We start from the raw sequence: 18,856 nt of genomic DNA on the forward strand, positions 1-18,856 counted from the left end.
CGTCGGCGCGGTTCGTGCCTTGGTCTCGGGGGATGCGGATAGTGAAGGATTCCGATCATGTTCTCTTCCCGCAGGTTCGGCCGGCTGCTGCGCGTGACGATGGCGGCCGCGCTGCTGCTGGCCACAGTGTCGGCCGGAGGCATCGCCCATGCCGATGAAACCGGCGAGACGACGCCCGTATTGGGTGATTCGATCACGCTGAACGCCGGTCCGGGCTCGTCGCTGAATGGCGCGAACTTCAAAGTGGTCAAACTCGCCGGGTTCGCGATCCAGGGGTCCGCTGTGACGGTGCGCACCGAGGATACAGTGCGCGGCGATGTGATCGCCTCGCTGCCGAAAGTCGGCGACAGCGAGTACCCGGCCGGCGCAGGCGATGCCGACGGCGAAACGGCCAGCGGGACGACACGGGGCAACGGTGGCGCGGCGGACACGGGTTCCGGCGGCGAGGATCCGATCGTGTGGCTGGCACGGCAGGGCGATGCGAAGGATTCCCCGGTTTGGCGGCTGTTCGCCGATCGCATGGCGGCCACCGTTTCCGTCACGGATGCGCCGGTCATGTCCGGCACGACGACGCCCGCCGACGACGGCACGATTTCCTCGGTCATATTCGCCGGATTGCAGCCCGGCCTGTACCTGCTGGAGGATGCGAACACCGCGTTGACCGGTACCACGCGTTCGGCGCCGATACTGGTCGGCACGGCGATCACCGCCGCGAAACCACCGATCGGCAACGCCGACGGCACAGCCGAGATCAAGAACCAGCGCGTCACGATCGGCAAGAACATCATCAACGGCGATGATGCGACGCTGACGGACGACCGCAATGTGGGCGATATCGTGGACTATCGTATTGAAACCCTCATCCCCGATACCACGAAATACACGAATGATGCGGCCAACCCGTACGTGTTCCGCCTGGCGGACACCCTGTCGAAAGGCCAGCGGTTCAACGATGACCTGTCCGTCACGGCCAGCAAGGACGGACAGGCATGGCGTCCACTCGACGGTGACGATTACACGTTGCAGGCAAGCGAGTCCGATGGCGGCACGGCAACCACGATCGATCTCGATCTGAGCGCATGGGTTTACACGAATGGCCGTGACGGCATGGCGGGCGGTTTGCTGCGCGTCGACTATTCGGCCACGCTCACCGAGCATGCGACGATCGACGGCGACGGCAACACAAACACGGTCATGCTCACGTACTCGAACGATCCGAAAACCAACCAGACCGGAGAGCTCACGCCTCCGGACACCACCGTGTACACGCACGGCTTCCAATTCGACAAGATCGGCGAAGACGGCAAGACGCCGCTTGCCGGCGCGACGTTCACGCTCTACACGGCGGACACGTTCGCGGACGACGCCAAGTACCGTCGCGCCGACCGTCCCGACGAGGACGTGACCGCCACGTCCGACCGCAACGGCCTCGTGAGGTTCGACGGTCTGGCCGCCGGCACGTACTGGGTGCGCGAAACCGGAGTGCCGGACGGCTACCGTGACCTCGACGTGCGGTTCAAGGTCACGATCACCGCAGATCCCGGTAAAGCGGCGCTGGTCGTGTTCGAGCGCGTGCCCTCACTGGCTGATTCGCTCGTGCAGATCGAGAAGAACGGCCTGCTGTTCGTGCTCAACGTCACCACGATCACGAATCTGCCCTTGACCGGCAGCGGCGGCATTGTCCTGTTTCTCGTCATCGGCGGCCTGCTCGCCGCCGGCGGCGCGGCCATCGCCGTCATGACCCATCGCAAGGGACGTCTGCTCAAATAAACGCTCCACGACCGCCCCCGTTGCGCAACCCTACGGAATCGCGCGACGGGGGCTTTCGTGTTTTCTCAAGGCATACGGCACTCCAATATCCGCTCGGGACCACGGGCGACGGATGCGGGGCCGGATACTGGCTGGCGTGCGGTGGGGCGCCAATGGTGGGCTCCGGTCAAATGATCCGCACGGGCTTTCCGGTTCGTCGTTCGCCGTCGCGGGTTTCTCTCTCCCTTTTTCTCGCGGCGGCGGCCTTCGGCCGGGGCTGGCTCCTCGTGAAAGGGAGTGTTCCATATGGGCGTGTTGGGAAGGAAATGCTGTGTCTCGGCGGCCATCGCCGCGGCGGTATGCCTGCTGGTGTCGCCGATGCTGGCGTTGGGGTCGCCGGACGGCACAGCCGGCGCCGGAAGCGGCGGCGTGGTCGGCGGTACGGCCGGCGGGCGTGGCAATACGGCGGATACGGCGTCGCTGGGCTGGTATCTGCCGAACAAGGCATGGGTGCGCATGGACGACGACGGCGTCTGGCAGATGGTTTCCGATCCCGAGCGGGATAATCACGTCGGCGCGGACGGCATGTCGTTCCTTGACGGCGACGTGGTCGCGGCGGCGGTGAATTTCACGGTGCCGTGGTGGGATGAGCCCACCCGGTTGGAGCTGGTGGACGATTGGACGCTGGTGGACCGGTATCTCGATGTGCGGGACGTGTCCGAGGTACGCGTGTACGTGGCCGAAATGGACGAATACGATGCTCCCTCGCTGGATGGCATCAACGTGACCGGCGAGGATGTGACCGACCGTTTCGACATCGTCTCGGAGGGCATGACGGTCACGGCGAAGGCGACGGCCGAGTATCTGGCGTCGCTGGACCTGAGGGAACGTCGCAAGTCGTTGCAGTTCTCGATGCTGGTGCCGTTCGACGTGAGGTTCGACGTGCGCGAGGATCTGCAGCGGGACATCGACGCGATGCGCACGCGCAGCGGGTCGATCGACAATACGTGCAGCGATGGCAAACACGAGCTGGTCAACCGCGGCGGCGTGTTCTGGGCCGATCACGAGTATTGGGAAACGAACGAGCCTCGCCTGTGCATCGTGCGCCCGGAGTTCGACAAGGATGTGACCGCGAGCGAAACGGAGGGCGGCGACGGGTCGAGCATTGACGGACGCAGCGTGCTGCCCGGCCAGACGGTCACCTATGAGCTGGAATTGCAGGTGGGGGCCGCATCCGACTACACGCTGCGCACGCTGGAGTTCGTGGACGAGTACGACGTGCGCACGACGCCGGTCAAGGAGAGCCTGACGGTCATCGATGCGCGTGATGGTGTGACGGTGCCGGCCGAAGCGTACGACGTGGAGTGGGACGACGCCGGGCACAAACTGTCGGTCTCGTTCCGGCGCGACTGGCTGGACGAGCATTGGGATCCGTACACGGGTCATCGGTATCGGTTGGAGTTCGACGCGACAGTGTCCGAGGATGCGGCCACGGACACGGTGATCTCGAACCGCGGCTGGGTGACGTTGAACAATTCCGGATTGGAGTCGAACGAGGTGACGAACCGGCCGGTCGACCCGCAGCCGGTCAAGCAGGACACGCAGGCGGACGCGTCGGTGGACATCGACGGCAGGACCGTACTGGTCGGCGACCGCCTGTACTACCGGATCACAATCGACGCGGCAGGTTTGGCCGACCCGGCGTATCCGGTGCGCCGGCTGGGCGTGATCGACGACTACGACGAAACCGTGCTGGACGTGGACGAGGCCGGCATCCAGATGCTTGGCGAGCAGGGCGCGGACGTGACCGACCTGGTGAACGTGCAGGTCGCCGATGGCGTCGTCTACGCGTTCTTCAAGACCGTGGACACCACGCTTGCCGACGGAACGGTGCTGCCGGGCGATCCGCAGCCCGCCGATCTGGCCGAATACGCGCGGCGTGAACTGTCCGCGGAACGTGACGCGGGCATCGACCAGTCGCTGCTCGGCAAGACGTACCAGCTGGTACTGCCGATGACGGCCATCGCGGCGGCGGACGGCGGCTCGGTCGAGAACACGGCCGTGCAGGTCACGAACAAGCGCCGCGCGGTGTCGAACACGGTCACGAACGTGCTCGCACAACTCGACCCGTTCAAGGACGTGACGGTCGACGTCGGCGCGGACAGCGCGGACGGCATGAGCATCTACAAGGATCAGCTGTTCCTCTACCGGCTGGACTCCTCCCTGCTGCCCGCGAACCGCGCCTACCCGCAGGTGACGCAGTGGCGCATCGACGACGATTACGACGAGTCGGGCGATGAATACGCCGGCCAGTGGGCCGTGTACGCGGCCGAGGACCTGCACGACGCGGCCGGCAGTGTGATCGCGGCGAAGGGCTCGCGCATCGCGGGCAGCGGCTTCGATTCCGCAAGGTTCGGCGGCGACCTGTTCTCTCTGGACATGCGCGACGGCTCGTTCACGGTCGCAGCCACGCAGCGCTATCTCGACCTGGTGTCGGCCGACGGCGCGCATGCGCAGGCATGGCGCGCGTACGTGCAGTTCCGACGGGTGAAGGCCGGCGAGTTCTCCAATACGTTCACGGAGACGCTGAACGGCGTGGAACGCCCGTCGAACACGGTGACCACGCGCACGTCCGAACGCTCCCCGTCCGTGGGCGTGGAGAAGTTCGACGAAGCGTCCGGCCTAGAGGCGGGCGACCGCGACGACACGAAGGACGCGTTGGAGATCACGGGCGACGGCACGGTGATCGTGTTCCGCATCACGAACACCGGCGACGTGCCCCTGACCGGTCTCGAACTGTCCGACGAGACGATCGCCGGCGACGGCACGGTCACCGACCTGAAATACCCGGACGGTTGGGCGACGCTCGTATTGCAGCCGGGCGAATCCGTGGACGTGACCGGCATATTGACCGGCGTCACCGACCTGCACACCGATCGCGCGACCGTGCAGGCCGCGCCGGTCATCGAATGCGTGCCGAAGGACGACGACCCGTTCGACGACCAGCCCGCGCAGCCGGTCGAACCCGGCACGGTGTGCACGGACACGCCGATCACGAGCGAACCGGACGACTGGAGCGCCTACATGAAACGCATGCTGCCGCACACCGGCGTCGATCTGACCGGCATCATGGCGGCCAGCATGCTCGTCCTGCTGATCGGGTTCGCCATGCTGCGCATCGCCCACGCGCATCGCCGGAACCCGGTTTCCGACAGCTGACTTCCGCTGCGGCCACGGCATCATCCGCATGACCGCAACGGTTCCTACGGGGATGCCGTCGACCGTCAGACAGGGTCGGCGGCATCCCGTCGCCAAGGCCGTCCGGCTTTCGACAACACCGAACGGCCGTCCACTCACCGTTGAGTCCCATCACCGCAAAGGAGCCGTCATGGACACGATCACCACGATTCTCGAACTGCTGCAGAAGGCCGCGCTGCTGGGCGGCGGCATCTGGAGCGTATGGGGTGCGATCACCCTGGCCGGAGGTTTGAAGGACCATTCCGGCCCGCAAACCCAGTCCGGCATATGGCAGCTGGTCGGCGGCGCGGTCATCATCGCCGCGGCCGCCCTGTTCGCCAACCTCAGCTTCTGAACCTTCATTGTTCATCGAACACCCAATCGGCAGCGGATGACCGTATGGAACGGGAGGTTTGATCATGGCGGACTTGGTGGAACCGTGCGTGAACATGCTCAACGCGATCGGCGGCGGCATTGACGGCAGCATACTCGACCGGCTCGCATTGGGGCCGGCCGAGTTCAACGCGAGTCTGTACGGCATGGCGGGATCGGTGCATACGAGCGCGGTCAAACCGGTGTCCGCCACCATCGCCAGCATCGTGTTCACGCTGGAACTGGCCCGCGCGGCGACCCGCGCGGACGGCGACCGCGAACTGGGCGTGAAGATCATCGGCGGCGTGCTGCTCAAATGCGCGCTCGTGCTCCTGTTCGCGTCCAATGCGGCGCTGATCCTGCAGGGCATCGACGCGGTCGTCTCGCAGATCGTGTCCGCCGCGTCGGGCGTGCTCGCTGCCGCGCCCGGCAGCGAGACGCAACTGCTGGGCGATCAGATGCGCTCCGCGATCGAGGATGCCGGCCTCATCGGCCAGAGCGGGCTCATGGTGCTGGTATTGATCCCGTTCATCGCCTCGCAGATCGCCGGCGTGGTGCTGCTGGCGGTCGTGTACATGCGGTTCATGCAGATCTACATGCTGACCTGTTTCGCGTCGCTGCCGATCGTGTTCATGGCCTCGGAGCATACGCGCATGATGGGCGTCGGCTATCTGAAACGCTACGGGCAGGTCTCGTTCCAGGCGATCACCCTGACGGTCGGCGTGATCCTGTACCGCACGTTCGTCGGCGAGGCGCTGCGGCTCGACGGCTATGTGGACGGCGGCGACCTGTGGCAGTACATCATCGCGAACTTCGGCACGCTGCTGTTGGGGGCGATCATGCTCGGCTGTCTGGTCATAGTGTCCTCGGCCACCGCCAAGGCCGTGTTCGGCGAATAGACGCGAGATCAGGGAAGGCGGCGGCGATGGCGTTGGAGATCAGGATCTACAAGGAGATCACGGCCACCGAGGCGCGGGTCATGTGGGGCATGAGCTGGCGGCAGCTCGCCGCGGCCGCGATGATGGGCTGCCTGTCGACGGGCGTGTGGCTCGTGTTCTGGCGCCTGCTCGGGCTCCCCGACATAGGCCAGTACGTGGTGTTCCTCGTGAACCTGCCGTTGGCCGCATGGGGTTGGCTGCGCCCGAAGGGGCTGAAACCGGAGGTCTGGTTCGGATACGTGATCGCATGCCGGTTCGGACAGCAACGGTATTTCATCGACGGGCCCGCACGGCCTCGCCGACGGGAGCGAAAACGAGGCAGGAAGGCCATACGCGAACGAAAGGACGGATGATCATGGCACGACGCAAACCGGCAGACAGGCAGGGGCGCAGGATTCGCCGGCGGCGGGAGCGAGGGTATCGCACGGCGAAGGAGCTGATCGGCTACGAGGCGATGCTCTCCAACGGGATCGCGTATCTGGGCGACGACCGGTGGAGCGTGACCGTGCGCATGTCCGACATCAACTATGAGACGGCCACGCGCGAACGGCAGGCGCAGCTCATCAACGCGTGGGCGGAGTTCCTGAACACGTTCGACGGCTCCACCCGGCTGCAGGTCACCTGCGTGACGCGCACGCTCGACGCCCATGACGTGATGTCGATGGTCGGTATGCGATTGGACGGCGGCCCGTTCGACGCGCTGCGCGCGGAATCGAACCGGATCATGCTCGCCAAGCTCGGAGAACGCTCCCGCAACGCGGTCACCGACAAATACCTGACGATCACGATCACGGAAGAGGACCCGGAACGCGCGCAGGCCACGCTGAACCGACTTGTCAAAACGTCCGAAAGCCAGCTTTCCACGTTGGACGGATGCAAGATCACGCCGCTCGGCCGAGGCGAACGACTGCGCCTGCTGGCCCTGCTGCTGCGTCCGGGCGAACCGTTCCGCTACGACGACAAGCTGGTCGAATCCGGCCGCGCCACGTCGAAGGACTTCGTCACGCCGTGGTGCGTGGACGCGACGGACGCGCGCGTATTGCGACTGTCGAACGCCGCGGGCGACACGCTGCGCTCGACGTTGTGGATACGCGACTTCCCGCCGATCATGTCCGACCGGCTGATCGCCGAACTGACCGGTTTGAAGACCGAAGGCACGGTGTCGATTCATCTCGCGCCGTACGATCGCAGCGTCGGCGCGGAACTGGTGGACCGCAAGATCGCCGAAATGGACATGCAACGCCTGGAGGAGCGCCGCAGGAACATGCGCCGGCACATTCCCGCCGACGAACTGCCCGCCGACCTGCGCGACTCGTTGGAGGAGGCGCATAATCTTCGCGACGAGATGCGCCGGTCGAACGAACGGCTCGTGGAGGCGCTGGCGGCGGTCACGGTCTCGGCCCCCACACGCCCGCTGCTTGACCAGCGGGTCAAGGACGTGCTCGCCGCCTGCCGCAAGCTCTCCTGCACGGCCGAAACCCTCGCCTGCATGCAGCTCGACGGGTTGAACGCAAGCCTGCCGTTGGGCGTGAACCCGCTGCCGATGCGACGCACGCTGACCACGAGCAGCGCAGCGATCATGATGCCTTTCACGAATCAGGAGATCATGGACGAGCAAGGCGTGTTCTATGGGGTCAACGCGCGCAGCGGCAACGCGCTCATGGTCGACCGCACCCGCACCACGATCAACGCGAACGGGTTCGTGCTCGGCACCACCGGAAGCGGCAAATCGCAGGCCGCGAAGGCCGAAATGACCGCCTTGTTCCTGTCACGGCCCGACGACGATCTGATCATCGTCGACCCCGAACATGAGTACGCGCCCCTGTGCGAGGCGCTGCACGGCGCGAGGGTGATCGTCAGCGCCGGTTCCGCCGACCGCATCAACCCGATGGACATCACGCTCGACGCCACACTGGACGGCGACCCGATCCGCACGAAGGCGAACGCGGTCATCTCCATGATCGGCGCGCTCATCGGCGGCTCCGACGGGCTGAACGCCGCGGAACGCTCCATCGTGGACCGGTGCACACTGGGGCTGTACCGCGAATACCGCAACAATCCCTCCCTGCCGCAACCCACCTTGGCCGACCTGCATCGCAGGCTCGTGGCCAGCAGCGAGCCGGAGGCGCGGGGGCTGGCGCTGAGCCTCGAATCGTATACGCTCGGCAGCCTGTCGGGCTTCGCCGGCCAGACCACCGTGGACACGTCCAACCGGTTCACCGTGTTCGACGTGGCCGCGTTGGAAGGCGAATTGAAGACGTTCGGGATGATGGTCGTTCTCGACCATCTGTGGAACCAGGTCGCCCGCAACCGGAAAGCGGACCGGCGCACCTGGATCTATGTGGACGAGTTCCACCGCATGTTCTCCAACAGGTACGCGTCCGAACAGTTCCTCGACATGTTCAAACGCGCCCGCAAATGGGGTCTCGGCATGACCGGCGTCACCCAGAACATCGAGGAACTGCTCGCCAGCAAGGAGGCGCGGTTCATGCTCGCCAACTCCGCGTTCCTGCTGCTCATGAACCAGACGCCCACCGACGCGGCGAAACTGGCCGACATGTGGCATCTGTCGCCCGAACTGAAGGAACGGTTGGGCGGCGCACGCCCCGGCGAGGGCCTGCTCAAGGCCGGTGAGGCGTTCATCCCGTTCGACGGGCGCATCCCGACCGATTCCACGCTCTACCGGCTGTTCACCACGAAATTCGGGGAGACCTGATGGTCGAACTCATGGACCCTCGGACCGGCACCGCCGGCAAGCTCACCTCATACACCGGCCGCATCCGCGAAGGCGAAGGACTGACGGGCCGACTGCGCTCGACCACGGTCAGGCTCGCCGGCGACGCCGCCGCGCTCGGCCGCAACACCATGCAAACCGCGACAGAGACAACGGACGAGCATGAGGAAAACGGTATCGACCCGGCTGACGCGATCCTTGATGTCGGGCAAGGGCTGCGTTCCGCCGGCCGACTTGTACCAAACACCGGCAGACGCGGCGGGCAACATGTTCGGCGACCGACGACCACGACGGAGCCATTGAACGATATCGCCGATGCCGAACCGACCTTGGATGTCTTCGCGGAACCGGCAGACGGCGGGCCGATCATGAACGGTCCGGCTCGTCATACGCCTGTCACGTCGTCATCCGGCACGGCTCCGAGCCCCACTGCCACGCTGAGCACGCCGCCCGGCAGCACCCGCGGCGTCGCACGCCGGCTCGCGCAATCCGGAACAACAGGCGGGATGCGCCGTGCGGGGAACACGGCGCACGGAACGGCCGGAGGCATACGTTTCGCGTCGCCATTGTCCAGATTCACGCCCGGCTCCACGGGTTCCGCGACGCGTGGCACCAGAAATACCGCCAAGGGAGTGGCGAAGGCGGCGGACGGCTTGTCCAATCTCATGCGGGCGGCCGTCGACGGCGCGCGCAGGATCATGGCATCCGTCGTTTCGGCCGTGACGGGCGCGGTCGGCATGCCGGTGTTCCTATTGGCGACGGCCGCGATCATGGTGCTCGCGACGCTCATGGCGCTCCTGTCATGGCTGCCCGGCTTCAACGCCACGCAGCAGGGCTGCGCCGGCGGCGACTGTTCCGTCACCGGCAGCGTGATCGGCTCGCTGGAACCGCCATTGGTCATGAACGGCGACGATTCGGCCGTGAACGTGGACGCGATGAACCTGCCCGAAATCGTCTCGTACGAGCGCTGGCAGTGCACATGGTGGGGCGCGTCCCGACGCGAGCAGATCGGCAAGCCCGTCGACCCGTGGATGGGCGACGGGCACATGTGGCGTGCCAGCGCCGAACGGTTCGGTTATCCGATCGACAAGGCTCCCCGCCCCGGAGACGTCATGGTCTTCCAAGCGGGCACGCTCGGCGCCGACGACTACTACGGGCACGTCGCCATCGTCGAGGAAGTCAACGAAGACGGCGACATCATCATCTCCGAAAGCGGCGCCGCAGCAGCCCGCGTCACCCTGCGCACGCTCACCGCGCAGCAGCTCGCGGACAACCGGGCGAACATCGACTTCATCCACTGACCGAACCACATCATGCAAAGGAGCATCCATGAACAATCGAGACCCCAAACGCAATCTGATCATCATTGTCACGGTCGCGCTCATTCCAGTCATCCTGCTCGGAGCGGCATGTCTGCGCACGCTCATGCCCGCACGGCATACGGTCGCCCCGATCGTCGTGCGCAACGATCAAAACCGGACGGTCGAACCGAAATCGGATACGACGGTCAACGGGCAGAGGATCGACGTCTACCGCACGGACGAAGCGTGCGTGCTGATGGCGCCGCTCGCCGTGCAGGCGTACGTTTCCGACCGGGACGACCGCGACCGGAACCTGAGCGACCTGTTCACCGAGGACGCGGAAGGCCTGCAGATACCGGTCGAACGCATACGCCACGACGACGCCGGTTCGCTTGGCAACGGCTACGTGAAGGTCGCCATCAACGACGACGCGGCCGCATGCGTGGTCGAGACCGAGTCCGGCGTGATCTGGGAGGTCTACTACGCGGACTTCGACCGTGACGGCTACAAGGCCAGCAAGATCATCAGCCACGACAGGGAACGCGCCTACGTTCCCGACACCGACGCCCTGTAACCGGCCACGCGTCACGGAAAGGAACAAGATCATGACCGACGTACCGTTTAATCTCGGCCCGTCCAGCTTCCCCGCCATCGATGACGAAGATCCGGGCGCGACCCAAGTCCTCGGTATGGATGCTCCGCCGCGACGATGCGAAGGCTCCACGGCCAACATCGCTCATAATGCCGCCGATGCCATGCCTCTGAACCTCGGACCGGACGGATGCCATGACCGCAACGATGACGAGAACGATGACGGGTATCCCGGTGCCGACAGCGGTCGGTTCGCGCCACGATTGCCGGAAAACGCCGTCAAACCGGCGGTGGTCGGATTGGCCGCGCTGCTGCTGGTCGGCGGCATGATCGCGGGCGTTCGCGTCATCACCGCGACGAATCATGTCGCACCGACTATCCAACAACCGACGCAGGCGGACAACGAACGTAGGCAAGCAGAACGTCTGCATGATGCAATGACGGTCGCAAAGGCGCTGCTCGAACGCATCAGGCGCAGTCCCATCGCCGATCGAATCGACCCCAGCCAGCTTGAACAGGCTATGGACGATCAGGACATCGAACACATGGAAGCGCTCACCAAACAGCTGGAAGCCTCATACGCTACGGCGCTAGACGACACGACCAGTCAGACGTCCGAGACCCTCGGCGAGGCGATCGGCCGAGCCGACAAGCTGCGCGAAGCGCCGGAATCCGACGAACATGCACGGCTCAATCAGCTTGCCGACACATGGCGCGACAAAACCGTCACCGAGGAGAACCTGGCCGATGCCATCGCAGCCGTACGCCAAATCGCCGACCTTGCCGCGACGGTCGAATCGCAGCAGGCAAAAGCTGAGGAAGCGGAACGGCAGCGGGAACAACGCGAGCAAGAGGAACGCGAACGACAGTCCGCACAGCAACAGTCCACGCAGCAACAGGCGACGGCACCGACGCAGCCACAGCAGCCGCAGTACCAGCCGTCCACGCCGCAGCCAGCACCCTCGTGGAACGTTCCCGGCCAGCAAACAGATCGCCTACCCAACCGGGATGGCAGCCTCTGACAGCAGGCACGGGATCACATGCAAACGCGAACGCAACCCCGCGTCCCGACCCGGCACCAACCGTCACGTTTCATGCAAACGCAAGCGGCCATTCCCGACCCCACGCCAACGCAAGTTAATCCATCCAGACCGTCGGCATATCCCCGATATGCCGACGGTTTACCTTTGCCCAGCGGATCGTCACAATATCTGGACATGGCAGGAGGCGCCGAAGGTGACGCTATCCTTGATATTTATCATCACATCGAATCTGGAGGTCAGATATGGTCAGGTCCGACGCAATAGATAATGCGCAAAGTAGTGATGGCTCCAGCCATACCTCTTCAGGAACGGATCTGGAGCGCCGCAATCGGGCTGATGAGGGAGCGGCACTGCTTGGTCAGGCTCGTTTTGGACGTTATCTTGATGATGCCGCCGGCGATGTTGATCTTGCCATAGCCTTATGCCAGTGGAACCAACGATTCGCCGGCATACTCCATTCGCAGCTTGGCTATGTGGAGCTTGCTGTGCGCAACACACTGGATCGCCAACTACGCGAACTGTCCTTCCGGGAAAAAGGATCACAGGACTGGTGTCTTCCGGGCAACGCCCCGGATCTGGTCAACAGACTCATCCGAGGAACACTTCATGATGCCAATGATCGTGCACGAGCCGATGCTCGTCAGCGAGTACGCCGTGGTAGTCACCGTGCTAATGCGGAAGTCATCCATGACGACGTGCTCTCCCAGTTGATGTGGGGCACTTGGGTTAAGCTGATAGGCAACCCGGAAACCAGCGAAAAGACTTTGGACCAGCAAGAGCTGTGGATGACAGCCACTCGGAATGCTTTTCCTTATGCGTCTGATGGGGAAACTGGACGCATCAAAACCTCTCTTGGGCTGCAGTACATCCGTAGGGTACGAAACAACGAAGCGCATTACGACAACCTGTACAAGGAAGCGCGCAATGTCAACAAAATCATCGGTACGTCCATGTCCCTGTTGAACTCAATCAACCCCGCGTTCACACAAAACTGGATAGATACGGCGGCGCTACGTCGCGCTGCCAGAGAATTGAACACGATCCTTTCTGCCAAGTGACAAAGCCACCCGCTCAGAGGTTTCTTCAAGACAGTTTTTCTGGTACGATTAAATATGCCTGGACGGGGTGAGTCCCGTCTGTGACTTCGGAATGCCGGCTCCTTGAGCCGGCATTCTTGCTTTCAATGAGTCGTGCAGAAACAGAAAAACCCTTGGAAACATTGGCTTCCAAGGGTTGAACTGTGCCCCCTGTGGGATTCGAACCCACAACCCACAACTTAAAAGGATGCTGCTCTAACCGTTGAGCTAAAGGGGCAACAGCACTAAGATACACACCTCCGCCAGACAATCCAAAAATCGGCGTGGCGGATAACCTCCGTGCCGGCCAGTAGTTTTTCTGTATTTATGTATGTAAAGAAACAAAGAATCAAAGAAACACTGCTGACGTGGCCGCTTGCCATGCTGCGACGAGGGCGCATTACATCGGTATCTTGTGGCTGCGGAACGGGCGGACGCCGCGCAGGATGTAGATGCACTCGTCGGTGGGCAGCAGGCCGAGTTCGTCGGGTTGCATGAGCTCGCGTTTGGTGCGCCGCCAGCTCGTTGTGTATGAGCCGTTGATGCCCTTGCTTTCGCTGTCGTCCATGACGTCGATGGTCTGGGAGCCCAATCGTTTGGACACCCATTCGAGCGTGCTGGTTTCGGTGCCGCCGAGGAAGAGCATGCTGTCGCAGTTGCCGACGATGGTCTCCCAATCGTCGCGGTACATGGCCTTGCCTTGAGCGTAGTTTTGGATGATGACCGAGCAGGAGATATTGCGGCTGCGGATGGTGGCGATGAGCCGCTGGAAGTTCGGGATACGACCGACGTTCGCAAACTCGTCAAGGAAGCAGTGCACCGGCAATCGCCGCGCCGAACAGTCGGAGGCGTTCGCATGGTCGGCCTGATAGACGTTGGACTCGAACAGGCATTGGTAGAGGATCGCCGCGAGGAACGAGAACGTGTTCTCCGTGTCCGGCAGGGCGAGGAACACGGCGGTCGGCCGCAAGGCGATCTCATCCAGCCGCATGTCGTCGCCGGACAGGATGCGTCGCACGCTACCGACTTGCAATGGGGCGAGCCTGACGCCCAGCGAGATGATGATCGACTTTTTCGTCTCGCCGGCTCCCTGCTGGAATTTGCGGTACTGGCGTGCGGCGAAGTCCAGGCCTTCCAGCGTCTGCCGTGATTCTGCGTCATGCCGGCCGGGGTTTGCACGGTATTCGGCGACGAGTTCGCGCGCCGCGTCGAACATGAGGTCCACGTCGGATTGCATGGCTTCGTCCGCTTCGCTGGCTTCCATCCGATCGAGCATGTCCGTGACCCGGTTCAGATCCGGCTCGTCCTCGGCGAACCGCACCCATGCGATGAGCGCGTTCAACAGGTTGCGTTCGGCGCGTTCCCAGAACCCGTCGCCGTTGTCGGGCTGCCTGTTGTCGCCGGCCGTGTTCGTGATGATGTTTTCCGTCAGACGCAGGATGCCGGCTTCTGGGTCGGCCGGGTTGAGGTAGCGCATCGGATTGAACCGGTCGGAACGTTCAAGATCGATGAGATTCAGACAATGGATCGCATAGCCTTTGCCGCGCAGCAGCTCACCGACCTCATCCTGTATCTCGCCTTTGGGATCGGTGATCGCATACGACATGTTCGCCTGCCGCAGGTTCGGCAGCACATACCGTCGGGTCTTGCCGGAACCGGACGAGCCGATCGCCAGCACGTTCAGGTTGCGTTTCGTCACCCGTCCATCAATGCCCAGTGATTCCGTTGCGGTCATCAGCAGGTCTCGCCGGCCGCTTTGCCGGAACGGTTTGATGTCGGCCGGCGTGCCCCACTTGGCCGAACCGTGTTCCTCGCCCTCTCGCAGGTCGCGGCGCATCGACCATCGGTATAGCCAGATCAGGCCTATCGCAATCACCGTGCCCAGTCCGGCAATAAGATCGGCTCGGTGCAGGGACAGAAACAGCGGGCGCTCCGCTATCCCGACGAATATCCGGTCGATGATCTCGCTGGCGGACAGGCCGGCCGTCATGTCGCCGCGCACTTGCAGGCACACGCGATTGCCGAGATAGAACAGCAGACAGGAGGACAATATCGCCAGACAGATTACGGGGAAACGCTTCATCGCACCGTACCTTCCGTTATTCGCGCACGCTGCTCCGACTGTTTGCGCTGTAGTCGCTCATTGGTGCGCCGCCTTAGTGATTCCAGCACCATCTCACGGGTAAGCGGTACAACATCCCGATTCGGTTGGGATGCGGCCTGAGACTCCGCCGCATTCGGCAGCGGTTCGGCGGTTTCGAGTGGTGTGACTGAGATCCGACGGCCACCGTTCGATGAACCGGCGCCCGTATTCGCTGTCATTGTTTCGCCTGATGCAGACGACATCTCGCAAAAGTTATCCACACAATCGATGACGAGCATGTTCGTTCCGTGCCATTCAATGCTGGATGCCTCACGCTCCCCGCACAACAGTCGGTCAAGCCGTGTGAGCGTCATCGGCATGTTCCACTCGATCATGCCGGCTCCTTCCAGTTCATTGACGTGGAAGCAGCGATCATGTCCGCGTTCACCCGAACTTCGGCGTTGGCGATGTCATGGGAGGTGTTGCCGGCATCGGCCCAACCACTTGCCACGATCAGGTCGCCTTGTTCCAACCGCTGCTCCCGACAGTACGCAGGCATCACGGAGCCGCCCTGCACGATCACCGGCTCGGCCAAACCGTTCGGCATGCGCACGCCGATCCTCAGCCGCACCAGTTCGCCGCCCGTGGCGGAGATCGTGAACACCGGGTCGGCGAGGAGTTCGCCGCGTACGATCATGTATCGTTTCGTCCCCATCCTGAAAACTCCTATCTGGTCCGAGAGCGGTCGGGTTTCCGCGTTGCAACCGGCCGCACTGGCTTGCCGGCGAGCTTGCGTTCGATCCGCTTGCGAAGTTCCGCGAGTGTGTCGCGCCGGCTGATTTTCCGTTCTCCACATCTCACAGCAGGTTTCGGCGAAACCGGAGCACGCGGCTCTGACGGAGCAGGTTCTGGCACGGCCCGGCGATTGGTCTCATCGGCAACGGTCTCAGTCGCACCATGTGCGGTCAGCGGTGATACGGCCGGGGATTGCTGCAGTTGACCATCGTCCGGTATCGGCTGTGTGGATTGTTCCGCCGCGACTGCCGGGGATGCCCCATCACGCTGCTCGGCCGTTGCGGTCGGGACACGCGATTCCGACTGAGCGGCATCGCGATGCATTGGTGATGATCGCTCGGGTTCCGCCGACGCAGGCTCCTGCGGTTCGTCCCGGTCCGGTTCCGTTGCCTGCTGCGGCTGAGTGTTCTCGCTTCCGCGTCGTCCGTCCGGCTGCCGGCCGTCGATCCGCAGCTCGTAACCGACATCCTGCAATGCGCGCCGTACCGCGTGCGTCACATGATCGAGATCACGTCCCTCGAAATGAATCCACGTTGACTGGCCGTCACGCTCCACCGAATACCGCACGCCCGCACGGCGCAGGCTGCGCACCACCGCACGTACCTGATGCCGCTCCAACTCGACCGCGTGAACGTCACCGCCGGCCAGGCGCTGCAACCGTTTCTCGCTCATCCGCCCGGTATCGCGGCCTCTCCGTATCACGCCGCGCATCGCCGACAAGCCGCGCCCGCCCAGTCGCAGAAACCAGCCGGCGGTCTTCTCTCCGACCCGCAGCGCGAGACCGCCACCGGCACGGCTGACTCCCATAGCGATCTGCCGACCGGTGTCTTCCAATCGTTCCTCGATCATCGTTGATCCTTTCCATGTATGAACCGTCGTCTATTCGGGTTGGCGGATGTGCCGCCGTTGCTTGACGTGTTGAGCCTGAGCGCGTACGCGACGCAACGTGTCCAGTTCGCGGGCCAACTCGTCGAGTCTGCGTTCACGCTCCCGCAGTTCGGCTGCCACATCGTCAGGCACCGGTCCGCCGCCACCCGTTTCGTCCGTGTCGCAGGCCGCGACCAACGCCGCCTGAAACGCTTCCCGCTCCTCCTCGATGCGCCGCGTCGTTTCGGCGATCGCATCATCCACCGTGGCACCACTGGCGGCAAGACGGCCGGCCGCATTCAACTCGTCCGCCAGCCGGTTCAGCTCATCGAGTCGTCGCGCCTGCATCGCATACCAGCGGCGCTGCGCATCCGATTTGCCGATCGCGACCGTCATCCGCTCATGCACAGCGGGCTCCAGCCGTGTGGGCGGGCGGGAGAAGTACCTGTACAGGTCCTCCGCACGCACCTGCTTGGCGTAACGCCCTCGCCGTCCCGTGACGACCTGCTGCGATGCCGTCGGCAGGTACGCGCGATACGTGTCCCCGTCGCGCACGATCCGCGTCAGCGGAACCGTAATCAGCAGTCGCCGTCTCGTACCGGGCAGCCACACTCGCATCGCATTGCCAGTTCGTTCGGCGATCATCCGCCGATTGAAACTGATCGGCATGACCGTATGCCGGCCGATGCGGGCCATGATGTTCAACTCGTCGTAGGCGCGTCCCAATTTCACGTCGCGCACCCGCAGTCCGCTCGCCATGTCCGTAAACGTCAAGTGCCGGCCGCGCACGACGACCGTCACGCCGGCGCTGTTCAACTCGTGTACAAACGAATCGAAATCGGTGGAGGCTCCTGCGGCCGTGTCGATCGCAGCGCGAATCCGATCTTTGATCGCGTCACCCTTCGCCGACGCATACAGTTCCGCGAAGCTCACGCCATGACGGCGCCGATCTCGCGCAGGTTTCAGCTCGGGCAGCACGTCCAGTCCGGCTTCCTGGCACAGACGGTCGCTGATCTCACGCAATCTGCTTATCGTGACCCCCGGTTTGGTTCGCATCTTACGGAACGTCACGTCACTGGTCGCGCAAATGATGATGTGGTTATGCGTGTGCCCGCGATCGACGTGCGTGGCGATCACGTACCGGTATTCGCCGCCGGTGAACTCGTCGGCGAACCGCACGCCCAACTCATGCAATTCCCGCGCGGTCACGCGTCGGCTGTCCTCCGGGCTGAACGATTGAATCACATGATGCGCAAGCACGCCGTTGGCGCGATTCCCGCCGGTCGACTGTTCGACCGTGTCCATCATGCGCCGCGCCAATTCCGCAGGGTTCGTCGCATCGTCGCTGAAGTTCGCTGAGACCAGAGTGCCCTGCTCGGTCTTATCGGGATTGGTGATGTAGGCGATCGCCTTGTGCAGGGTGACGGTGATTTGACTCATGTTGACGACCGCCATCGCACCGCCTCCACCGCTTCGTCACGCTCCCGGCACATGCGCAGCAGCAACGCCGTCAGCTCGCGCTGGCTGTCCAGCACGCGCGCCACATCGCCGCTCGTGATCAGCCCGGTCGCGTTCGCCACGCGGGCGATCTGGTTGATGTTGCTGCCTATACGCGCCATGTCCGCACGAACCATGCCGGGATCCAATGCGACCGTGACCATGACCGTATGCGCGTCGATCAGCAGCGCGCGGGCATGGGCCGAGAACGACAGGACTCCGCCGCGCGACCGTTTCACCCGCTGGTAGAAACGATTCGCCTCAGCCCACTCGTCGGGAGTGAACGTGACCGTCTTGCGACAGCAGCGATTGGGGTGCGAGTCCTGCCAACTCATGGCCATCGCCTATCGGGTCGCGGGTGTCCCGCAGCGGATGACCGGCAGGGATTCCGCGCAACCGTACGTACGGTTGCAATGCTTGCTATTCCCTGACCTGACTCAAAAATCAATCCGGGACCACCACCTGAACATGCCATGACTAACCTCGATTCCTAACGCCGATACCGGCGATTGAACCGCATCATCACAGCGCTGATGGTCACGCAAGGATAATCACGTTGCGGCACGAGCGCGC

The 18,856-nt window shown here is 63.7% G+C and carries 16 protein-coding genes and 1 tRNA gene; 10 read left to right on the top strand and 7 right to left on the bottom strand.

The features are described from left to right. Positions 1–57 precede the first annotated feature (57 nt). The 10 genes from CSQ85_RS08445 (at position 58) to CSQ85_RS08485 (ending at position 13,023) form a co-directional block, all read left to right on the top strand. Entirely contained in the window at positions 58–1,770 is a 1,713-nt protein-coding gene (locus CSQ85_RS08445; protein WP_033494381.1) for a SpaH/EbpB family LPXTG-anchored major pilin, read from the top strand. Positions 1,771–2,055: 285 nt separating this feature from the next. Continuing rightward, positions 2,056–4,968, top strand: coding sequence for an LPXTG cell wall anchor domain-containing protein (locus CSQ85_RS08450; RefSeq protein WP_081892080.1), 2,913 nt, complete (start codon positions 2,056–2,058; stop codon positions 4,966–4,968). A gap of 169 nt (positions 4,969–5,137) precedes the next feature. Beyond that, on the top strand, positions 5,138–5,341 hold the full coding sequence (locus CSQ85_RS08455) for a hypothetical protein (RefSeq protein WP_033494380.1): 204 nt from the start codon (positions 5,138–5,140) through the stop codon (positions 5,339–5,341). A 64-nt stretch (positions 5,342–5,405) separates the two neighbouring features. Further along, positions 5,406–6,257, top strand: coding sequence for a VirB6/TrbL-like conjugal transfer protein, CD1112 family (locus tag CSQ85_RS13110; RefSeq protein ID WP_160268251.1), 852 nt, complete (start codon positions 5,406–5,408; stop codon positions 6,255–6,257). A gap of 26 nt (positions 6,258–6,283) precedes the next feature. After that, positions 6,284–6,649, top strand: coding sequence for a PrgI family protein (locus CSQ85_RS13115; RefSeq protein WP_033494379.1), 366 nt, complete (start codon positions 6,284–6,286; stop codon positions 6,647–6,649). 2 nt (positions 6,650–6,651) lie between these two features. Next, the gene (locus CSQ85_RS08465; RefSeq protein WP_033494423.1) at positions 6,652–9,012 is read left to right on the top strand and encodes a VirB4-like conjugal transfer ATPase, CD1110 family; all 2,361 of its coding nucleotides are present in this window, start codon (positions 6,652–6,654) and stop codon (positions 9,010–9,012) included. After that, positions 9,012–10,331 carry a CHAP domain-containing protein gene (locus CSQ85_RS08470; protein WP_051923826.1) on the top strand — a complete coding sequence of 440 codons (1,320 nt, stop codon included), beginning with the start codon at positions 9,012–9,014 and terminating at the stop codon, positions 10,329–10,331. Before CSQ85_RS08465 ends, CSQ85_RS08470 begins: the two co-directional genes overlap by 1 nt. 28 nt (positions 10,332–10,359) lie before the next feature. Continuing rightward, positions 10,360–10,905 carry a hypothetical protein gene (locus tag CSQ85_RS08475; protein ID WP_033494378.1) on the top strand — a complete coding sequence of 182 codons (546 nt, stop codon included), beginning with the start codon at positions 10,360–10,362 and terminating at the stop codon, positions 10,903–10,905. A gap of 31 nt (positions 10,906–10,936) precedes the next feature. Next, positions 10,937–11,944 (top strand): hypothetical protein, encoded by a 1,008-nt coding sequence (locus tag CSQ85_RS08480; RefSeq protein WP_033494377.1) that lies wholly within the window; start codon positions 10,937–10,939, stop codon positions 11,942–11,944. A 263-nt stretch (positions 11,945–12,207) separates the two neighbouring features. After that, on the top strand, positions 12,208–13,023 hold the full coding sequence (locus CSQ85_RS08485; protein ID WP_100496521.1) for a hypothetical protein: 816 nt from the start codon (positions 12,208–12,210) through the stop codon (positions 13,021–13,023). A gap of 183 nt (positions 13,024–13,206) precedes the next feature. On the opposite strand, the gene CSQ85_RS08490 is transcribed toward CSQ85_RS08485, so the two are convergent. From CSQ85_RS08490 to mobC, 7 genes are all read right to left on the bottom strand, one after another. Further along, a tRNA-Lys gene (locus CSQ85_RS08490) sits at positions 13,207–13,279 on the bottom strand. Positions 13,280–13,441: 162 nt separating this feature from the next. Continuing rightward, complete coding sequence (locus CSQ85_RS08495) at positions 13,442–15,124, bottom strand: VirD4-like conjugal transfer protein, CD1115 family (protein WP_150383689.1); 1,683 nt, start codon at positions 15,122–15,124, stop codon at positions 13,442–13,444. Then, on the bottom strand, positions 15,121–15,519 hold the full coding sequence (locus CSQ85_RS08500) for a hypothetical protein (protein WP_150383690.1): 399 nt from the start codon (positions 15,517–15,519) through the stop codon (positions 15,121–15,123). The genes CSQ85_RS08495 and CSQ85_RS08500 overlap by 4 nt, the downstream gene beginning before the upstream one ends. Continuing rightward, the gene (locus tag CSQ85_RS08505) at positions 15,516–15,839 is read right to left on the bottom strand and encodes a hypothetical protein (protein ID WP_150383691.1); all 324 of its coding nucleotides are present in this window, start codon (positions 15,837–15,839) and stop codon (positions 15,516–15,518) included. The genes CSQ85_RS08500 and CSQ85_RS08505 overlap by 4 nt, the downstream gene beginning before the upstream one ends. Before the next feature lie 11 nt (positions 15,840–15,850). Next, positions 15,851–16,768, bottom strand: a complete 918-nt coding sequence (locus CSQ85_RS08510) for a DUF3801 domain-containing protein (RefSeq protein WP_150383692.1) — start codon at positions 16,766–16,768, stop codon at positions 15,851–15,853. A 30-nt stretch (positions 16,769–16,798) separates the two neighbouring features. After that, positions 16,799–18,241, bottom strand: coding sequence for a relaxase/mobilization nuclease domain-containing protein (locus CSQ85_RS08515; protein ID WP_150383693.1), 1,443 nt, complete (start codon positions 18,239–18,241; stop codon positions 16,799–16,801). Continuing rightward, the gene (gene mobC / locus CSQ85_RS08520) at positions 18,223–18,618 is read right to left on the bottom strand and encodes a plasmid mobilization relaxosome protein MobC (RefSeq protein ID WP_190972964.1); all 396 of its coding nucleotides are present in this window, start codon (positions 18,616–18,618) and stop codon (positions 18,223–18,225) included. Before mobC ends, CSQ85_RS08515 begins: the two co-directional genes overlap by 19 nt. Positions 18,619–18,856 lie beyond the last annotated feature (238 nt).

It is taken from the genome of Bifidobacterium rousetti, from assembly GCF_008698235.1.
Lineage (GTDB): Bacteria > Actinomycetota > Actinomycetes > Actinomycetales > Bifidobacteriaceae > Bifidobacterium > Bifidobacterium rousetti.